Origin of the sequence: Massilia consociata, assembly GCF_042432755.1 — a bacterium.
GTDB lineage: Bacteria > Pseudomonadota > Gammaproteobacteria > Burkholderiales > Burkholderiaceae_D > Telluria > Telluria consociata.
Genome location: NZ_JBHLWP010000006.1, coordinates 312266 through 330303, shown reverse-complemented (window position 1 = coordinate 330303; position 18038 = coordinate 312266). Strand labels below are relative to the sequence as shown.

Genomic DNA, 18038 nt, shown 5'->3' with positions numbered 1-18038 from the left:
ACCATCCATCCTGTTCCAGGAGAATTCCATGAACCATCCAGGTTTCAAGGCATCGGCATGCGCCGCCGTCCTGCTGGCGAGCGTGTTCGGCCTGCCCGCCACCGCGGCCGCCGAGCCGGCACGGCAGACGGCCCCGGCGGACGGCTGGGCCAGCCAGGCCGGCGGCACCAGCGGCGGCGCCGCCGCCAGCACCGAACATATCTACACCGTCACCAAGCGCGCCGAACTGCTGGCGGCGCTCGCCAATGGCGGCGACAACCCGAAGATCATCAAGCTGGTCGGCACCATCGACATGAGCGAGGGCAAGCCCTACACCTCGACCGCCGACCAGGCCGCGCGCGGGGCGATCCGCCTGAAGAGCAATACCACGCTGATCGGCGCCGACGCCAACGCCGGCATCGTCAACGGCACCGTGCTGGTGTCGAACATTGCGCAGGTCATCATTCGCAACCTCAAGATCGTCGCGCCCTGCGACGTCGAGCCGGTCTGGGACCCGACGGACGGCGCCACCGGCAACTGGAATGCGGCCTACGACGCCATCGGCGTCTCCGGTTCGCACCACGTCTGGATCGATCGCGTGACCTTCACCGACGTGCCGCTGACCGACGACTTCCTGCCGGTCGAGAACGGCAAGAAGAAGCAATGCCACGACGGTGCGCTCGACATCACCAATGGCTCGGACTACGTGACGGTGTCGTACAACGTCTTCGGCCAGCACGACAAGAACACGCTCGTCGGCGGCAGCGATTCGGCGACAAGCGACGAAGGCAAGCTGCGCGTCACGTTCAGCAACAACGTGTACCGCGACATCGCCCAGCGCGCTCCGCGCGTGCGCTTCGGCCAGGTTCACCTGTTCAATAACTATTTTGTCGGCAGCAAGTCCGCCTCGCCGTATGCGCACAGCTACAGTATCGGCGCCGGCAAGAACGCCAAGATCTTATCGAACAACAACGTGTTCGAGATCGCCGGCGCGCAGCGGTGCGACCAGGTCGTCACCAACATGAGCAGCGCCAATCCCGGGGCCGTCAAGGACAGCGGTTCGCTGCTCAATGGCAAAGCGCTGGGCGACTGCTCGGTCTCGAACGCGGTGACCTGGACCCCGCCGTATGCCTTCTCCCCGCGTCCGGTATCGCTGGTGAAGACCAACGCCCTGGCCCAGGCGGGCGTGGGCAAGATCACGACGGCGATCAGCGGCAGCGGCAAGGTCACCGTGGACCAGAGCGCGACCCTGGCGTGCCCGGCCACCGGGCTGTACTTCTGCGACGACTTCCAGGACGGCACCAGCGCCAAATGGGACCTGCTGCCGCTGGCGGGCCCCAACGGCAGCTTCAGCGTCCGGTCCGAAATCGACGGCGGCACCAACAAGGTGTTGCAGTACACGGCCGCGAGCACCGGCGGCGTGCTCGCGCTGGTCAAGCCCAGTGCCTTCAGCGGCGTGCCGTCGGGCGATTATTTTGTCGAAGCGCGCATCCGTCCGATGACGAACGGCACGACCGGCAACAAATTCCTGTATCTCATCACGCGCTACGTGAATCCGTCCAACTGGTACGCCGCCGGCCTGAACGTGCAGAACAGCACTACCAGCACGCAGGTGGAAATCGCCAGGATGCTGAACAATTCGCTGAGCCGGCCGCGCCAGGTGCGGGCACCGATCGCGATGGACGCGCAGTTCTACACGGTGCGCTTCGAGATGATCGGCAGCACGCTGACGGTGTACCTCGACGGCAGGAACCTCGGCTCGGTCACGGACACCTCGTTCGCGGCGCGCGGCCTGATCGGCCTGTACACGGCCAACAAGTCGTTCATGATCGATGACGTGCGCGTCGGCGATCCGCGCCTGAAGCCGGTCCAGCTGAATGTCGATCCCGCCGGCCTGGCCTGGTCTGCGGAAGTCGGCGACGCGCCCTACCAGGTGACGGTCAGTGCCGTTGCCAGCGACAACCAGCCGGACAGCTTCGATGTCGAATCGAGCAACCCGGCCGTGGTGACGGTGGCCACCGGCGGCAACAAGGTGACCTTGATGCCGGTGGGCGCGGGCAGGGCGGACATCGTGTTCCGCAGCGGCTCCGAACCATCGATCACCCGCACGATCGCCGCCACCATCGCACCGCAGTTCGTGCAGCCGACCCAGGTGTACGCGATGCACGGGGCCAGCTACCCGGCGCCGTTGGCGCCGGCAGCGAACGTCGATACCCCGCTCCGGCTGGTGTTCGACAAGCCGCCGCTCCTCGGCACCGGCGGCAGCATCCGCATCTTCCGCAAGGTCGACGATGCGCTGGTCGACGTCATCCGCATCAAGGATGAAACCGACACGCTGGGCTACGAGGGCCAGGCGCTGGTGCGCAAGGTCAGGACGGCGCCGATCAAGATTGTCGGCAACACCGTGACGATCAGGCCGCACACCGGCAAGCTGGCCTATGGCACCGAGTACTACGTGGCGATTGCCGATGGCGTCTTCACCAATACCAGCCTGGGCGGCACGCCGTTTGTCGGCCTGGGCAAGGCGGCGGGCTGGACGTTCAGCACCAAGGCCAGCATGCCGGCAGGTAGCAGCCTGACGGTGGACGACGACGGCGATGCCGACTTCCGCACCGTGCAGGGCGCGCTCAACCATGCGATGCAGCATTTCGCCAAGGCGGACCCGGTCACGATCACCATCCGGAACGGCAGCTACGAGGAATTGCTGTACCTGAATGGCAAGGACAACGTCACCATCAAGGGGGAAAGCCGCGACGGGGTGATGATCTCGTACACCAACCACGAGACGATGAATCCGGGAACCGGCAGCAGCCAGTCGAGCACGGCGCCGGGTTCGCCTTCCGGCGGGCGTGCGGTGATGCTGGTCGAGGCCTCCGACATGCTCGTCCTCGATACCCTGAGCCTGAAGAACACCACGATCCGCTCCAGCAGCATCTCGGGCCAGGCCGAGACCATCTACTTCAACAGCGACGGCCGCCTGGTGGCGAAGAACGCCAGCTTCTACAGCGAACAGGACACCCTCAACCTGAAGGGCTGGTCCTGGTTCTACCGCACGCTGGTGGAGGGCAACGTCGACTTCATCTGGGGCAGCAGCCGCGCGGCGCTGTTCGAGGAAAGCGAGATCCGCTCGGTGGGCGACAGCGCCAACGCCAACAGCGGCGGCTATGTGCTGCAGGCGCGGGTGCCTTCGAGCAGCGATGTCGGCTACGTGTTCCTCAACAGTTCGCTGACCCATGGCCCCGGCCCGGGCCCGCTGCGGGGCGACGTGCCAACCGGCGCCACCTACCTGGCGCGCAGCCCGGGCGGCACCGCCACCTGGGACAACATCGCCTTCATCAACTGCAAGATGGACAAGCACGTTGCGGCGGTCGGCTGGGCAGGGCAGGGTGTGAACGGCCAGCCGGCACCGAACCCGACGGTTGCCCGCGCCGATGCGGGCTGGCGCGAGTACGGCAGCACCGACATGGCCGGCAACCCACTGAACCTGGCCGCGCGGGTCGGCGGCTACATCCTGAGCGATACCGACGTGGCAAACAACTTCGCCTCGCGCGACAAGGTGTTTGCACGCTACGGCAACGGGGCGGGGTGGAATCCGCAGCCGTGACCTGAACGGGCGAAATCGCCTTTGCCAGGCATCACCGGTGTTCCCGCGCAGGCGGGAGCACCGGTGTGCCTGCTTCTCGGCGTGCTCGTTTTTCGTATCGCTGTGCTTGTTACGCATTGGTGGGGAAGAAACTTCCGACACCCTGGGGGAGTGGGGCTGAGGTTAGCCTTGGACTGGGTCGGCCCTTCACGACACATGCGGCTTTCTTACCTTGGCAGCATGTTATGCTGACCAACGGCCGAGCTTGACAGGGAATTCAACTGGTTAACGCAACGGTCACGCACCCCGAATCCGTTCGAAAGGCAGCGTCCTCATCGTCTTCAGCACCACTGATCAAGATTTTTCCTGTTGCGTTCCCGGTCACCTGATCCTGCACATCTGTAAAGACTGTAAGCAACTGTTTCAATGTGCGTTCAGCCCTATAAAAGTTACTTTTTTGAATGCTAGGATGCTGTCGACCGCCTTGATTGGCGAACCGAAACAGGTACTCCCGACATGCTCCAGACCCGAATCCGCTTCGCCCTGCTGGGCGCCACCGCCCTGAGCGCCGTCGTCCTGTCCGCCTGCGGTAGCGGCAACGCCAGTGAGGCAGTATCCGCCACGCCGGTCAGTACCGTCGGCATTCTGTCCGTGTCGATGACCGACGCTCCGGCCTGCGGTTTCGATGCCGTCAACGTCACCGTGACCAAGCTGCGCGTGCACCGCAGCGAAGGCGCGGCTGAAGGCGACGCGGGCTGGACCGACATCACCTTGAACCCGGCGAAGAAGATCAACCTGCTGGACCTGCACAACGGCGTGCTCGAAGCGCTGGGCCAGACCGCGCTGGAAGCGGGGCGCTACACCCAACTGCGCCTGGTCCTGGACAGCAACGCCGGCGGCAGCGCCAATACCGTCGTGCCGAGCGCCGGCAGGGCCGAGCAGCCGCTCGAGACGCCAAGCAGCGTCCAGAGCGGCATCAAGCTGACCGGGAACTTCGACGTGAGCGCGGGCCAGAAGACCGACGTCGTGCTCGATTTCGACGCGTGCAAGTCGGTCGTTACCCGCGGGCGCGGCCGCTATGCGCTCAGGCCGGTCGTGAAGGTGGTGCCGGCGGCCATGAACGGCATCTCGGGTTACGTCAGCACGGCGCTGCTGGGCCGCAGCGTGCAGGTGTCGGCGCAGCAGGACGGGCAGATCGTCACGTCGACCACGCCGCATCCCGGCACCGGCGAATTCCGCCTGGCGCGCCTGGCGCCGGGGAACTACGACGTCGTCATCACCGCCAACGATAGCGCGGCCAGCGTGGTGGCCGGCGTGCCGGTGGCATCCAGCACCAGCACCACGGTCCTGAGCACTTCGGCGTCACCGATCCTGCTCGCGCCGGGCAACACCGGTTCGATCGGCGGCACCGTGACATTGAGCCCCGCCAGCGGGGAGGCAGCCTACGTCTCGGCCAAACAGACCTTCGCCGCCGGCCCGACGGTCACCATCAGGTACCAGGGCGCGGACCTGGCCAGCGGCGCCTACGCGATCGCCAACCTGCCGGTGGCCGCAGCGCAGTTCGCGACCTACAGCAGCGCGCTGCCGCTGGTCTTCGGCGCCGGCAGCGCGGCACCGGGCGGAAAGTACCATGTCGAGGCGGCTGCCACCGGCTACGCCACCAAGTCGGTCGAGGAGGTGGACATCGGCACGGCGAACCGGTCGAACCTCCATTTCGCACTGACCCGCTAGCGCCCGGCGCGGCGCAAGCCTGACGGAGCACCGAACCGCCGGCGCCACAGGGCGGCGCCCACCAGGGCCAGGCCGCCCAGCAACATCGTGCCATGGGCCGGCTCCGGTACCGGCGATACCCCTGCCCACGCGGAGGAGTTCGCGAAGATGTAGAGCTGGCCCATGCCTTGCTGCCCGCTCGTCCGGGCGCCGATCGTGACCGTGCCGACCACGCTGTCGGTCCCGCCGGCGTATAGATACGTGTGCAGCGATTGCACCCCCAGCACCTGGTCCCGGAATTCCCCAGAAAAGCCTGCCGCTGCCGATGCACTTTCGTCGTTCCCATCCTGCGCAGCAACGATGCTCACGTCAGCCCAGAACCGGACTTCGGTGTGGGGCGCGAGCACGAACTGGAGGTCGCTCGAGATATAGGCCAAAGACGAGCGGTCGGTGGCGCTGACACGGGAACTGACCTCGGTCGGGCCAGCCTCGCCCCAGGCAAGGTTGTCTCCGATGCGCAATTCCAGTTCCTTGAAGCCGCGCGTGTTCTTCTGTTCCGAGTCATAGGGCGGTATGCGCATGGAGATCGCAGTGGTCATCCCGGATTGGCGCTCGGTGAAGCTGATCCACGGTGCCGACCCGTCATCCGGCGTCAGGTCGATTAGCTCATAACGGAAATTGCTGGTCGAAGCTGTCACTGTGGACGGGGCGGCAATGGCGCCATGGCAGGCCATGACACAGGCGGCCAGGACCAGCTGGCGCAGGGGCGAAGGGTGCATGATGGACTCCCGACAAAGGATGGGACTGTCAATATGCGCCGATCGACCGCCCTGGGGCGCAGCGGACGCTACCGGTGTGGTTTTTATGCTGGCTCCCGTGCTCAACCGTGCACTGCAAGGTCTTTGCTAAGATAGCAAGCCTGTCCAACTGATAAGGGGGAACACATGAAGGATCTCGTCAACGATGCGCGCAGCCTGATCGGCGCCAGCGCATTTGCCGAAGGCGTCGACCGCCGCGTCTTCCTGAAAGCTGCCGTCGGTACCGGCTTTGCCGCCGCCGCGCTGCCGGTCGTGGCGCACACCCAGATCCAGACCAGTACCGAAGGCCTCGACGCCGCCGACCACATCGTCGTCATCAACGGCCAGGACGTGCCGGTCTACCGCGCCCAGCCCAAGGACCGCACCAACCTGCCGGTCATCCTCGTGATCTCGGAGATCTTCGGCGTGCACGAGCACATCAAGGACGTGGTGCGCCGCTTCGCCAAGGCCGGCTACCTGGCCGTGGCGCCGGACCTGTTCGTGCGCCAGGGCGACGCCACCAGGACCCCCATGCCCGAGCTGATGACGAACATCGTCGCCAAGACCCCCGACGCCCAGGTCATGCTCGATCTCGACACCATCGTCAAATGGACGAAGCAGCGCGGCGGGAATACCGACAAGCTGGGCATCACCGGCTTCTGCTGGGGCGGACGCATCACCTGGCTGTACGCGGCGCACAACCCGGATGTGAAGGCAGGCGTGGCCTGGTACGGCCGCCTGGTGGGGGAGGCCACCGCCAATTCGCCGAAACACCCGATCGACGTCGCCCAGAACCTGAAGGTGCCCGTGCTCGGCCTGTACGGCGCCAAGGACACCGGCATTCCGCTGGAATCCGTGGAACGCATGCGCAAGGCCCTCGCCTCGGGCAACAGCCGTTCGATGATCCATGTGTACCCGAACTCCGGTCACGCCTTCCATGCCGACTACCGGGCGATGTACAACGCCGAGGATGCCAAGGACGGCTGGAGCCGCGCGCTGAACTGGTTCTCCAAACACGGCGTCGCCTGATCTTGCACGACCGCAAACCGGGCAGGTTACAATGCCCGGTTTGCAGCCCGGGTTGGGACTGTAATACAAGATCAGAACACGAGGCTTTCAAATCGATCCCATCCTTTCTTCCATCCTGCTGGCGACCGTCATCGCCGGCGTCGTCAGCATCACAGGCGCTGCCGTATTCTCGTTCGCGCTGCTGTCGAAGGTGGTGGAGCGGATGGTCAGCCTGTCGGTCGGCATCATGCTGGCCACCTCGTTGCTGCATGCGCTGCCGGAAGCCTTCAGCACGGGGGCGGACACGCGCAGCCTGTTCGCCACGCTGCTGGGCGGCCTGCTGGCCTTCTTCGTGCTGGAAAAGCTCGCCATCCTGCGCCACTCGCACCACCACGAAGGCGACGGGCACCACCACGCGCACGGACATGACGCGCACCAGGCGGGCAAGTCGGGCTGGATGATCCTGATCGGCGACGGGATGCACAACTTCACCGACGGCATCCTGATCGCCGCGGCCTTCCTCGCCAACCCGGAGCTGGGCATCGTCACCGCACTGGCCATCGTGGCGCACGAGATCCCGCAGGAGATCGGCGACTTCATCGTGCTGCTCAATGCCGGCTTCTCGCGCCTGCGCGCCTACGTCTTCAACCTGCTGTGCAGCCTGATGTCGGTGCTGGGGGGGCTGCTCGGTTACTTCACCCTGGAAAACGCCAGCGGCCTGATTCCCTACGTGCTGGTGTTCGCCTCCTCGGGCTTCATCTACATCGCCGTGAGCGACCTGATGCCGCAAATGCAACGCCGCGCCACCGTGCGCGAGTCGGTGCCGCAGGTGGTGCTGATCGCGCTGGGTGTGGCGATCGTGTTGGCGCTGAACCACAGCGCCTGATCTTCCTGCAGGAATGAACGGCCTCGCGCAGGCCGCACACGCAACTGCCTGTTGAGACTTTAATGATAATGGCTTATCATTACCAAGTCAGCCGGCAGGATGCCGCCGTCTGCGCACGTTCACTCATCCGAAAGGAAGCCGTCCCGTGTCCGTCTCGACCCTCCAACGCACGCCGCTCGCACTGGCGATCCTGTTCGCTTTCGGCGCACTCGCACATCCGGCCCACGCCCAGTCCGGCAGCAGCCGCCTGCAGTCCGACCCGGACACCGTGCCGACCGTGGTGGTGTCCGCCAGCGCGCTCGGCGTGCTGGAAGACGACATGATCACGCCCGTGACCTCGCTTTCGGGCGGGGCCCTGGTGCGCGCACGCGAATCGACGCTGGGCGAGACCCTGGCCAACCAGCCGGGCATCAACTCGAGCCACTTCGGCGCCGGCGCCAGCCGCCCGGTCATCCGCGGCATGGACGGCCCGCGCGTGAAGATCCTGTCCGACGGCTCGGAAGTGCAGGACGCGTCGACCATCAGCCCTGACCACGCGGTCGGTTTCGAACCTGTCCTGGCCGAGCGCATCGAAGTGCTGCGCGGCCCGTCGGCGCTGGCCTACGGCGGCGGGGCGGTAGGCGGCGTGGTCAACATCCTCGACCGCAAGATCCCGACCGAGATCCCGGCCAAGGGCATCGAAGGCAGCGCCGAAGTGCGCGCCAACTCGGCCGCGCGCGAGAAGACCGGCGCGTTCGAGGTGACGGGCGGCTCCGGCAACATCGCCGTCCACGCCGAAGGCGTCAAGCGCGACGCCGGCGAGTACCGTGTCGGCAAGGGCTGGGACGAGGGCAAGCGCGTGCACGGCAGCTACAAGGACACCGAGAGCGGCACCGTCGGCCTGTCGTGGGTGGGCGAACGCGGCTACCTGGGCGCGGCCTACACCAAGGAGCGCACCGATTACGGCGTCCCGGGCCATGGGCACGAGTTCGAGAGCTGCCATCCGCACGGCGACCACCTGCATTGCGGCGGCCATGGCCATGGCGGCCACGACGACCATGACGACCACGGCCACGGCCACGGCCACGAGCACGGCGCGCATGAAGTCCCGGTCGTGAAGCTGGACAGCGACCGCTGGGACATCCGCGGCGAATACCGCAACCCGCTGCCGGGCTTCGCCAAGGCACGCCTGCGCGCCTCGTTCACCGACTACCGCCACGACGAGCTGGAAGAGGGCGCGGTCGCCACCAGCTTCATGAACAAGTCGCACGATGCCCGTTTCGAGCTCGAGCACGTGCCGGTGAAAGGCTGGCGCGGCGTCATCGGCGCCCAGACCACGCGCCGCGACTTCAATACCGAAGGCGCTGAAGCCTACGTGCCGCCGACGGTCACCAAGCGCCATGCGGTCTTCGTCACCGAAGAGTACAAGCTCGACAACTGGCGCTTCGAGGCCGGCGCCCGCCACGAGTGGCAGGACATCGCTGTCGACAGCGCGAAGTTCGGTACCGATGCGCGCAATACCGACGCGCGCGGCACCTCGGTGGCGGTCGGCGCGGTGTGGAAGTTCCAGCCCCAGTATTCGCTGCGGGCAGGGGCCTCGCGCACCCACCGCCTGCCGACCGCCGAGGAGCTGTACGCGCAGGGCGTGCACCTGGCCACCAGCACTTACGAGCTCGGCAACCAGAACCTGGGCAAGGAAACCTCGAACAACATCGACCTGACCCTGCGCAAGTTCGAAGGCAATACGACCTTCTCGCTGAGCGCTTTCCGCAACCACGTCGACAATTACATCTACGCGCACACCCTGGACAACCATGAAGGCTTCCAGCTGGTCGAGTACGCGCAGCGCGATGCGACCTTCGTCGGGCTGGAAGGGGAAGTGCGGCACAAGTTCTCGAAGGTCGTGGAAGGCACGCTGTTCGGCGACTATGTGCGCGCCCGCTTCGAGCACGGCAGCGCCGGCGAAAGCCGCAACATCCCGCGCATCCCGGCACACCGCATCGGTGCGCGCCTGAATGCGGACTGGCAGGCATGGCACGGCATGGTCGAGCTGGTCCGCGTCGGCAAGCAGGACAAGACGGCGGACTTCGAAAGCAGCACCGGCGGCCACAACATGCTCAACCTGGGCGGGCACTACACCACCCGTATCGGCGGCGTGCCGGCGCAGATCTACGCCCGCATCAACAACCTGACCGACGAGCTGGCGTTCAGCCACACCTCGTTCATCAAGGCCGCGGCGCCGCTCCCGGGCCGTAACTTCACGGCGGGGCTGCGCCTGGTCTTCTGATGAAAACCCTGATCCGGTTCGCCGACTACGCCGGCATCGCAGCGTCGGCGCTGTGCCTGCTGCACTGCCTGGCCATGCCGCTGCTGCTGGTGGCCTTCCCGCTGCTCGGCCTGAAGGGCGACCACCACGCCTGGCACGACGCCTTGCTGCTGGCGATCACGGCGCCGGTCCTGCTGGCGCTGGTGCCGGGCTACATCAGGCACCGCGACCCGGTTGCGCTGTCGCTGGGCCTGACGGGGCTGGGCGCCTTCCTGGTGGCGGTGTTCGTGATCGGCCCGCAGTGGGGAGAGATGGCGGAAACGGTATCGGCGGTGGCCAGCAGCGTGCTGCTGATGGCGGCGCACTGGCGCAACCACCGTTATTGCAAGGAGTGCCGTACGTAGGGTGGTCGGCTATGCCGACCGCGCGTTCAGCCAGCGGTCGAATAGCCGATACGTCTCTTCATGCCACGCTACGAAAGAGCATGGCCGTCAGCCGGCCGACCGGCAGGCGCTGCACAGGCCGTACAGCGTCAGCTCGTGCGTTTCGAGGACGAAGCCGTCCGGCGTGAGCTTCTGCATGTCGCCGGGGCAGGCGTGCACTTCGTAGACCTTGTCGCAGGAGCGGCAATGGAAGTGGTGATGGTGGCCGTGGCCGGCGAGTTCGTAGCGGTCGCCGCCGCCGGGCAGGGAGACGGTGGTGATTTCGCCGGCTTCCAGCATCGACTTGATGTTGCGGTACACCGTGGCCAGGCCCATGCCCGGCACGGCGCTTTGCGCCTGTTCGAGGATCTCCTGCGGGCCCAGCGGGCGCCCGGCATCCGCGATGCACTGGTGGATCGCCTTGCGCTGTCGCGTGTTTCTTTCCATTCGGTCGGCCTTATTTCTTGCGTAGCGATTCCAGCTCGGCGCGCAGGGCGCTGCGCTCGGCGTAGGATTTGTCGAGCTGCGCGCGCAGGGTCTTCACCTCCTGCTCGAAATTGTCGCGCGCAGTGGTGGCGCCGACCAGCTCCATCTCGGCCGCCAGGCGCGCGTCGGATTCGGCCGCCTGCGCCGCGACGTTGCGTTCCAGCTGCGCGCGCAGGTCCGCCAGCTGGCGGTCCTTGCCGTCGATGGCCAGCTGGTCCTTGGCCTTGCTGACCAGCGCCTCGGTGGCTACCTTGCGCGCGTCGCGCAGTTCGATCGTCAGGCGCTCGATTTCCGCCGCGTGTTCGGCCGACGCGGCCAGTGCCTGGTCGCGCGCGGCTTCCAGTTGGGCGCCGGTTTCGCGCAGTTCGGCCGCATCGGTTTCCAGTTGCGCCAGCGCCTCGCGCACCGGCGCAGCGGTCTGCTCGGCGACTTGCTGCACCCAGCCGCTCAGGGCGGCGGCGACTGCGTCGGGGATGTCCAGCCGGGGTACGGCTGCGTCGGGAGTATGATCGTTCACGTTGTCGGTCGCTGCTGTTTTCTTCATCTGTCAAACCTTTCGTTCAGGCCTCGCCCGTCGCCACCGGGCGCGCGGCATCGGCCACCCATTCGCTCCACGAACCCGGATACAGCGCCGCACCCGGCATGCCGGCCACTTCCAGTGCCAGCAGGTTGTGGCAGGCCGTCACGCCCGAGCCGCACTGCATGATGGCCCGCTGCGGGTCGTCCACCAGGGGCGCGAACTCGCTGCGCAGGGTGGCCGCATCCTTGAAGCGGCCGTCCGGCTGCAGGTTGTCCTTGAAGAAGCGGTTCTTCGCCCCCGGAATATGGCCGCCGACCGGGTCGATGGTTTCGTTCTCGCCGCGGAAGCGGTCGCTTGCTCTCGCGTCGATGACGATGCGCTCGCCATTTTCCAGGTTATCCATGACCTCCGCCACCGTCACGGTCGGCACGAAAGGCGCGCGCACCGTGAAGCTGCCGTGCGGCCTGGACGGAATGTCGGTCACGAGCGGCTTGCCCAGCGCCTGCCAGGCCGCCATGCCGCCGTCGAGCACCGCGACCGCCTCGTGGCCGAGCCAGCGCAGCAGCCACCACAGGCGCGCCGCGAACATGCCGCCGTGCGCGTCATAGGCGACGACTTGCGAGTCGTCGTCCACGCCCCAGCTGCGCAGGGTCTCGGCCAGCGCTTCCTTTTCCGGCAGCGGGTGGCGGCCGCGGAACGCGCCGTCCGGGCCATGCCTGGCGCCCGACAGCTCGGTCTCGATGTCGCCGAACACCGCGCCCGGCAAGTGGCCGATGGCGTAGCCGTCGCGGCCGGCCGCCAGGTTCATCAGGTCGTGGCGGCAATCGACCACGACCCACTTCGGGTCGTCGATGTGCGCGGCCAGGTCTTGCGCCGAAATCAGTGTCGTGTAGTTGCTCATCCTATGCGGCTCCTCAGGTTTCGCTGGCGATGGGATCGGTGTCCTTGACCACGGCGCCCTTGGCCGTGCTGCGCGTATTGTAGAACGTTGCGGCGATACCGGAGGCGAGGATCACGCCGATGCCCAGCCAGACGTGCCAGTCGAAGGCGTCGCCCCACAGCATCAGGCCCCACAGGCTGGAGAACACGATGCCGGTGTACTGCAGGTTGGCCACCACCAGCACCTTGCCGACGCGGTAGGCGCGCGTCATCGCGATCTGGGCGAGCAGGGCGGAGACGCCGACCGCCAGCAGCAGCGCGCCGCTGTACGGGGTATGGCTCCGGAACACGGCATCCGAGGGGCCGTCGCCGGCCAGGGTGCCGGCCAGGCCGACCAGGGTCGTGGTGAGCGAGAAGTAGAACACCACGCGGTATTCCGGTTCGCCCATCTGGCCGAGCCTGCGCACCTGCATGTAGGCCATCGCCGAGATCACCGACGAGCACACGCCGGCCAGGCCGCCCAGCCACTGGTTGCTCTCGACCGCGGGCTGCAGCACCAGCGTCACGCCGAAGAAGCTCATGGCGATGGCCAGCACCAGCGGCCATTCGGCGACCTTGGTGCCGGTCCACCAGCCGGTGGCGAACATCCAGGCCGCGATCCAGATCGGCGCCATGTAGTTGAGCGTGACGGCGGTGGCCAGCGGCAGGCGTCCGATGGCGAAGAACCACAGCCACAACGAGACGACGCCGACGAAGCTGCGCCAGAGGTGGGCCTTGGGGAAGGGGGTCTTGAAGGTGCCGCCGCGGTGGCGGACGACCATCAGCAGCACGAGAGTGCCGATGAGGCCGCGGTACATCAGGAGTTCGGAGGTCGAGTAGAACTCGGAGGCCAGCTTCACGCCCGCGCCCATGGCGGCGAACGCGAAGCTGGCAAACAGCATCCAGAGGGAAGGCATCAGGGCCCTATACGATCAGAGTTCAAGTTTGCTTCGGTACCACTCGTGGAAATGCTGCATCCCGTCTTCCATCGGCGACTGGTAGGGGCCGACCTCGTTGACGCCGCGCGCGAGCAGGATCTTGCGGCCGGCATCCATGCGCAGCGCGATCTCGTCGTCCTCGACCGCGGTCTCCATGTAGGCGGCGCGCTCGGCCTCGACGAATTCGCGCTCGAACAGCACGAACTCTTCGGGGTAGTAGAACTCGACCACGTTGCGCGTCTTCTGCGGGCCGATCGGCCACAGGGTCGACACCACCAGCACGTTCGGGTACCACTCGACCATGATGTTCGGGTACAGGGTCAGCCAGATGGCGCCATACTTCGGCGGCTGGCCGTTGTTGAACTTCAGGACCTGTTCCTGCCACTTCTTGTAGGCAGGCGAGCCGGCCTTCTGCAGCGCGCGGTTCACGCCCACGGTCTGGACGCTGTAGTCGCGGCCGAATTCCCACTTCAGGTCGTCGCACGAGACGAAGTTGCCCAGGCCCGGGTGGAAGGGCTCGACGTGGTAATCCTCCAGGTAGACCTCGATGAAGGTCTTCCAGTTGTAGTCGCACTCGTGGATCTCGACGTGGTCGAACATGTAGCCGGTGAAGTCGAGGTCTTTCGTGACCTCCATGTTCTTCAGCTTGTCCATGACGTCGTAGCCGTTCTGTTCGAACAGCAGGCCGTTCCAGTTCTGCAGCGGTGTCCTGGACAGGTTCAGGCACGGCGTCTCCGGGAAGTGCGGAGCGCCGATCAGCTGGCCCTTCAGGTCGTAGGTCCAGCGGTGCAGCGGACACACGATGGTGTTCGCATTGCCGCGGCCATTGAACATCAGCGCCTGGCGATGACGGCAGACGTTGGACAGCACTTCGATGCCGCCCGCATTGCGAACCAGCATGCGGCCGTCGTTTTCGGATGCAAGTGTCGCGAAATCGCCTACCTCAGGCACCATCAATTCGTGGCCGACGTAGCGTGGGCCCTTGTGAAACAGCTCTTGCTGCTCGCGCTGCATCAGCGCGTTGTCAAAATAGACGTTTACCGGAAGCTGTGCACACGAGCGCGCCAGCTTGGCGTGGGTAGCCAGATCGGACATCCCAACCCCCCTTTAATCAAGTACTACCAAAGAAGAGAAAGAATCCAAAGACCAGTATTATTGGACGAGGAATACGGTATTTCGGACAGAACCGTCGATTATACCGTGGATCGAGCTCTACAGTCTCGGTCCGTCGCGCGCCTGTGGCGAGACCGCGCAAACAAGTTGTTGGTAAATCAAGGATTTCATGGGGGGAGGGGCCATTGCGCTAGAATGTGGACAGACGGACAAGTTGCGGCTGGTGCAATGTGCACCCCTTGTGGGGAAGGATTGATCTAAAATACGCGATTGGACTGACCCATGGCGCACCCTTGCGCCTTCCCACGCTAAATTGCTATGTCAAACAATACTAACGCCGCCCCAGGCCGGGCGTCCCCTCCCGAGTCGTTCGAGGGCGCGATGGCCGAGCTGGCCCAACTCGTGACGCAGATGGAATCCGGCCAGTTGCCGCTCGAAGCGTCGGTGGCCGCCTATGCGCGCGGCTCCGAACTGGTGAAGTACTGCGCGGCCCAGCTCGAGAAGGTCGAGTCCCAGGTGAAAGTGCTTGAAGGCGAGATGCTCAAGCCCTTCTCGGCCGAAGGCGACGAGGGCGCGCAATGACGGCGCCCGCAGCACAGCCATTCGATGCCTGGGTGCAGGATGTCCAGGCGCAGGTCGAGCGCGCGCTCGAGACCTTGCTGCCGGCAGCCGCCACCATCCCGCACAAGCTGCACGAAGCGATGCGCTACACCACGCTGGGCGGCGGCAAGCGAATCCGTCCGCTGCTGGCCTACGGCAGCGGGGCGCTGTTCGGCGGCGAGCCGGCGGCGCTGGCCCGCGTGGCCGGCGCGGTCGAGATGATCCACGTGTATTCGCTGGTGCACGACGACATGCCGTGCATGGACGACGACGACCTGCGCCGCGGCAAGCCGACGGTGCATGTGGCGTATGACGAAGCCACCGCGCTGCTGGTCGGCGATGCGCTGCAGGCCCAGGCCTTTCAGGTGCTGGCCGACATCGACACGCTGCCGCCCGCGCGCCAGGTCGCCATGCTGCGCCTGCTGGCGCAGGCCGCGGGTTCGGGCGGCATGTGCGGCGGCCAGGCGATCGACCTGGACAGCGTCGGCCTGTCGCTCACGCGCGACGAGCTGGAACGCATGCACCAGCTGAAAACCGGCGCCATGCTGCGCGTCTCGGTGATCCTCGGCGCGCTGGCCGGCCGTGACGTGTCGCCACCCGAAATGGAAGCCCTGGATGCCTATTCCAAGGCGATCGGCCTGGCCTTCCAGGTGGTGGACGACGTGCTCGACGCGACGGCCGATTCGGCCACGCTCGGCAAGACCGCGGGCAAGGACGCGGCCGACAACAAGCCGACCTATGTGTCGATCCTTGGGCTGGAACAATCGAAAGAACTGGCCGAGCAATTGCGGCGTGAAGCGCACGAAGCGCTGGCGCCATTCGGAGAACAAGCACAGCGGCTGCGCGAACTCGCAGACCTGATCGTGCAGCGGAAGGCATAAATGAACCTGCTAGAGACCATCAACGACCCCGCGGACCTGCGCCAGCTTCCGCGCACCCAGCTGACCCCGCTCGCCACCGAGCTGCGCCAGTTCCTGCTCGATTCGGTGTCGAAGACCGGCGGCCACCTGTCGTCGAACCTGGGCACGGTCGAACTGACCATCGCGCTGCACTACGTGTTCAACACCCCGCACGACCGCATCGTGTGGGATGTCGGTCACCAGACCTATTCGCACAAGATCCTCACCGGGCGCCGCAAGCGCATGCCGACCTTGCGCCAGCTGAACGGCCTGTCGGGCTTCCCGAAGCGTGACGAGAGCATCTACGACACCTTCGGCACCGCGCACTCGTCGACCTCGATCTCGGCCGCCCTGGGCATGGCCCAGGCCGCCAAGCTCAAGGGCGAGGACCGCCACGCCATCGCCGTGATCGGCGACGGCTCCATGACCGCCGGCATGGCCTTCGAGGCCCTGAACAACGCGGGCGTGGAGGAAGACTGCAACCTGCTGGTGGTCCTGAACGACAACGACATGTCGATCTCGCCGCCGGTGGGCGCGCTGAACCGCTACCTGGCGCGCCTGATGAGCGGCCAGTTCTACGCGGCCGCCAAGTCGGTCGGCAAGACCGTGCTGCCGGGCCCCGTGCTGGACCTGGCGCGCAAGCTGGAAGAACATGCCAAGGGCATGGTGGTGCCGGCCACGATGTTCGAGGAATTCGGCTTCAACTACATCGGGCCGATCGACGGCCACGACCTGGATTCCCTGATCCCGACGCTGGAAAACATCAAGAAGCTCAAGGGCCCGCAGTTCCTGCACGTGGTGACCAAGAAGGGGCAGGGCTACAAGCTGGCCGAGGCCGAGCCGATCCTGTACCACGGCACCGGCAAGTTCAACCCGCTCGAGGGCATCAAGCCGGCCGGCGCGCCGAGCAAGATCACCTACACCGAAGTGTTCGGCAACTGGCTGTGCGACATGGCCGCTCTTGATTCCCGCCTGGTCGGCATCACGCCGGCGATGCGCGAAGGCTCGGGCATGGTGCGCTTCCACCAGCAGTACCCGGAGCGCTACTTCGACGTAGGCATCGCCGAGCAGCATGCGGTGACCTTCGGCGCGGGCATCGCCACCGAAGGCATGAAACCCGTCGTGGCGATCTACTCCACTTTCCTGCAGCGTGCCTACGACCAGCTGATCCACGACGTGGCGCTGCAGAACCTGGACGTGACCTTTGCGCTCGACCGCGCGGGCCTGGTGGGCGCCGACGGCGCCACCCACGCCGGCAACTACGACCTGGCCTACCTGCGCTGCATCCCGAACATGGTCGTCATGGCGCCGTCGGACGAAAACGAGTGCCGCCAGATGCTGACCACGGCCTATCACTATCCGGGCCCGGCGGCGGTGCGCTATCCGCGCGGCGCCGGCGTCGGCGCGGCGATCCACCCGGAGCTGAGCTCGATCGAGATCGGCAAGGGTGAGGTACGCCGCGAAGGCAAGGGCATCGCGATCCTGGCCTTCGGTTCGATGGTGGCGCCGAGCATCGCCGCCGGCGAGGAACTGGACGCGACGGTCGCCAACATGCGCTTCGTCAAGCCGCTCGACGTGGAACTGGTCAAGCGCCTGGCAAACGAGCACGACCAGATCGTGACGGTCGAAGAGGGCTGCGTGATGGGCGGCGCCGGCGCCGCGGTGATGGAAGCGCTGGCGGCGGCGGGCATCGCCAAGCCGGTGCTGAACCTGGGCCTGCCGGACAAGTTCATCGACCAGGGCGATCCGGCGGCGCTGCTGGCCTCTGTCGGCCTGGATGCGAAGGGGATTGCGGCGTCGATTCGCCAGCGCTTCGGTGTGGGTGAGCCGCGGCTGGTGGTCAATAACACCTGATGTGTTGGCGGCGCTGCGCGGTGTGAAGCTTGCGTAGCGTCTGCAAAATTGGATCCCCGCCTGCGCGGGGATGACGTGCA

General features: G+C 66.1%; 16 protein-coding genes. 9 read left to right on the top strand and 7 right to left on the bottom strand.

Going from position 1 to position 18038, the window contains the following annotated elements; translation table 11 throughout:
• Positions 1 to 28: 28 nt before the first annotated feature.
• Positions 29 to 3583: a pectinesterase family protein gene (locus ACFFJK_RS05610; RefSeq protein WP_379678167.1), complete on the top strand. Its 3555-nt coding sequence runs from the start codon at positions 29 to 31 to the stop codon at positions 3581 to 3583.
• Positions 3584 to 4078: 495 nt separating this feature from the next.
• A complete protein-coding gene (locus tag ACFFJK_RS05605; RefSeq protein ID WP_379678166.1) occupies positions 4079 to 5293 on the top strand; it encodes a DUF4382 domain-containing protein in 1215 nt (404 codons plus the stop codon).
• Here ACFFJK_RS05605 and ACFFJK_RS05600 read toward each other — a convergent pair.
• Complete coding sequence (locus tag ACFFJK_RS05600; protein ID WP_379678165.1) at positions 5290 to 6051, bottom strand: PEP-CTERM sorting domain-containing protein; 762 nt, start codon at positions 6049 to 6051, stop codon at positions 5290 to 5292. The genes ACFFJK_RS05605 and ACFFJK_RS05600 overlap by 4 nt on opposite strands.
• A gap of 165 nt (positions 6052 to 6216) precedes the next feature.
• Here ACFFJK_RS05600 and ACFFJK_RS05595 point away from each other — a divergent pair, with 165 nt between their 5' ends.
• The gene (locus tag ACFFJK_RS05595; RefSeq protein ID WP_379678164.1) at positions 6217 to 7098 is read left to right on the top strand and encodes a dienelactone hydrolase family protein; all 882 of its coding nucleotides are present in this window, start codon (positions 6217 to 6219) and stop codon (positions 7096 to 7098) included.
• Positions 7099 to 7185: 87 nt separating this feature from the next.
• On the opposite strand, the gene ACFFJK_RS05590 is transcribed toward ACFFJK_RS05595, so the two are convergent.
• Positions 7186 to 7326, bottom strand: a complete 141-nt coding sequence (locus tag ACFFJK_RS05590; protein ID WP_379678163.1) for a hypothetical protein — start codon at positions 7324 to 7326, stop codon at positions 7186 to 7188.
• Here ACFFJK_RS05590 and ACFFJK_RS05585 point away from each other — a divergent pair.
• The 3 genes from ACFFJK_RS05585 to ACFFJK_RS05575 all read left to right on the top strand — a co-directional run bounded on the left by ACFFJK_RS05585 (position 7301) and on the right by ACFFJK_RS05575 (position 10612).
• Positions 7301 to 7963, top strand: coding sequence for a ZIP family metal transporter (locus ACFFJK_RS05585; RefSeq protein ID WP_379678162.1), 663 nt, complete (start codon positions 7301 to 7303; stop codon positions 7961 to 7963). The genes ACFFJK_RS05590 and ACFFJK_RS05585 overlap by 26 nt on opposite strands.
• Positions 7964 to 8108: 145 nt before the next feature.
• A complete protein-coding gene (locus ACFFJK_RS05580; protein ID WP_379678161.1) occupies positions 8109 to 10229 on the top strand; it encodes a TonB-dependent receptor domain-containing protein in 2121 nt (706 codons plus the stop codon).
• Complete coding sequence (locus tag ACFFJK_RS05575; RefSeq protein ID WP_379678160.1) at positions 10229 to 10612, top strand: MerC domain-containing protein; 384 nt, start codon at positions 10229 to 10231, stop codon at positions 10610 to 10612. Before ACFFJK_RS05580 ends, ACFFJK_RS05575 begins: the two co-directional genes overlap by 1 nt.
• Before the next feature lie 87 nt (positions 10613 to 10699).
• Here the strand turns inward: ACFFJK_RS05575 and ACFFJK_RS05570 are convergent, their stop codons facing one another.
• Genes ACFFJK_RS05570 through ACFFJK_RS05550 form a run of 5 tightly spaced genes read right to left on the bottom strand, consistent with a single transcriptional unit; the run spans position 10700 to position 14587 of the window.
• On the bottom strand, positions 10700 to 11077 hold the full coding sequence (locus tag ACFFJK_RS05570) for a Fur family transcriptional regulator (protein WP_379678159.1): 378 nt from the start codon (positions 11075 to 11077) through the stop codon (positions 10700 to 10702).
• 10 nt (positions 11078 to 11087) lie between these two features.
• Positions 11088 to 11660: a hypothetical protein gene (locus tag ACFFJK_RS05565; protein ID WP_379678158.1), complete on the bottom strand. Its 573-nt coding sequence runs from the start codon at positions 11658 to 11660 to the stop codon at positions 11088 to 11090.
• A 16-nt stretch (positions 11661 to 11676) separates the two neighbouring features.
• Complete coding sequence (locus tag ACFFJK_RS05560; RefSeq protein WP_379678157.1) at positions 11677 to 12537, bottom strand: sulfurtransferase; 861 nt, start codon at positions 12535 to 12537, stop codon at positions 11677 to 11679.
• Between the two features lie 13 nt (positions 12538 to 12550).
• Positions 12551 to 13471 (bottom strand): DMT family transporter, encoded by a 921-nt coding sequence (locus tag ACFFJK_RS05555; protein WP_379678156.1) that lies wholly within the window; start codon positions 13469 to 13471, stop codon positions 12551 to 12553.
• Between the two features lie 15 nt (positions 13472 to 13486).
• Positions 13487 to 14587 carry an aromatic ring-hydroxylating oxygenase subunit alpha gene (locus ACFFJK_RS05550; protein WP_379678154.1) on the bottom strand — a complete coding sequence of 367 codons (1101 nt, stop codon included), beginning with the start codon at positions 14585 to 14587 and terminating at the stop codon, positions 13487 to 13489.
• Between the two features lie 336 nt (positions 14588 to 14923).
• On the opposite strand from ACFFJK_RS05550, the gene ACFFJK_RS05545 reads away from it, so the two are divergent.
• Genes ACFFJK_RS05545 through dxs form a run of 3 tightly spaced genes read left to right on the top strand, consistent with a single transcriptional unit; the run spans position 14924 to position 17958 of the window.
• Positions 14924 to 15187 carry an exodeoxyribonuclease VII small subunit gene (locus ACFFJK_RS05545; RefSeq protein ID WP_379678153.1) on the top strand — a complete coding sequence of 88 codons (264 nt, stop codon included), beginning with the start codon at positions 14924 to 14926 and terminating at the stop codon, positions 15185 to 15187.
• The gene (locus ACFFJK_RS05540) at positions 15184 to 16086 is read left to right on the top strand and encodes a polyprenyl synthetase family protein (protein ID WP_379678152.1); all 903 of its coding nucleotides are present in this window, start codon (positions 15184 to 15186) and stop codon (positions 16084 to 16086) included. Before ACFFJK_RS05545 ends, ACFFJK_RS05540 begins: the two co-directional genes overlap by 4 nt.
• Positions 16087 to 17958: a 1-deoxy-D-xylulose-5-phosphate synthase gene (dxs, locus tag ACFFJK_RS05535; RefSeq protein ID WP_379678151.1), complete on the top strand. Its 1872-nt coding sequence runs from the start codon at positions 16087 to 16089 to the stop codon at positions 17956 to 17958.
• The last annotated feature ends 80 nt before the right edge of the window (positions 17959 to 18038 follow it).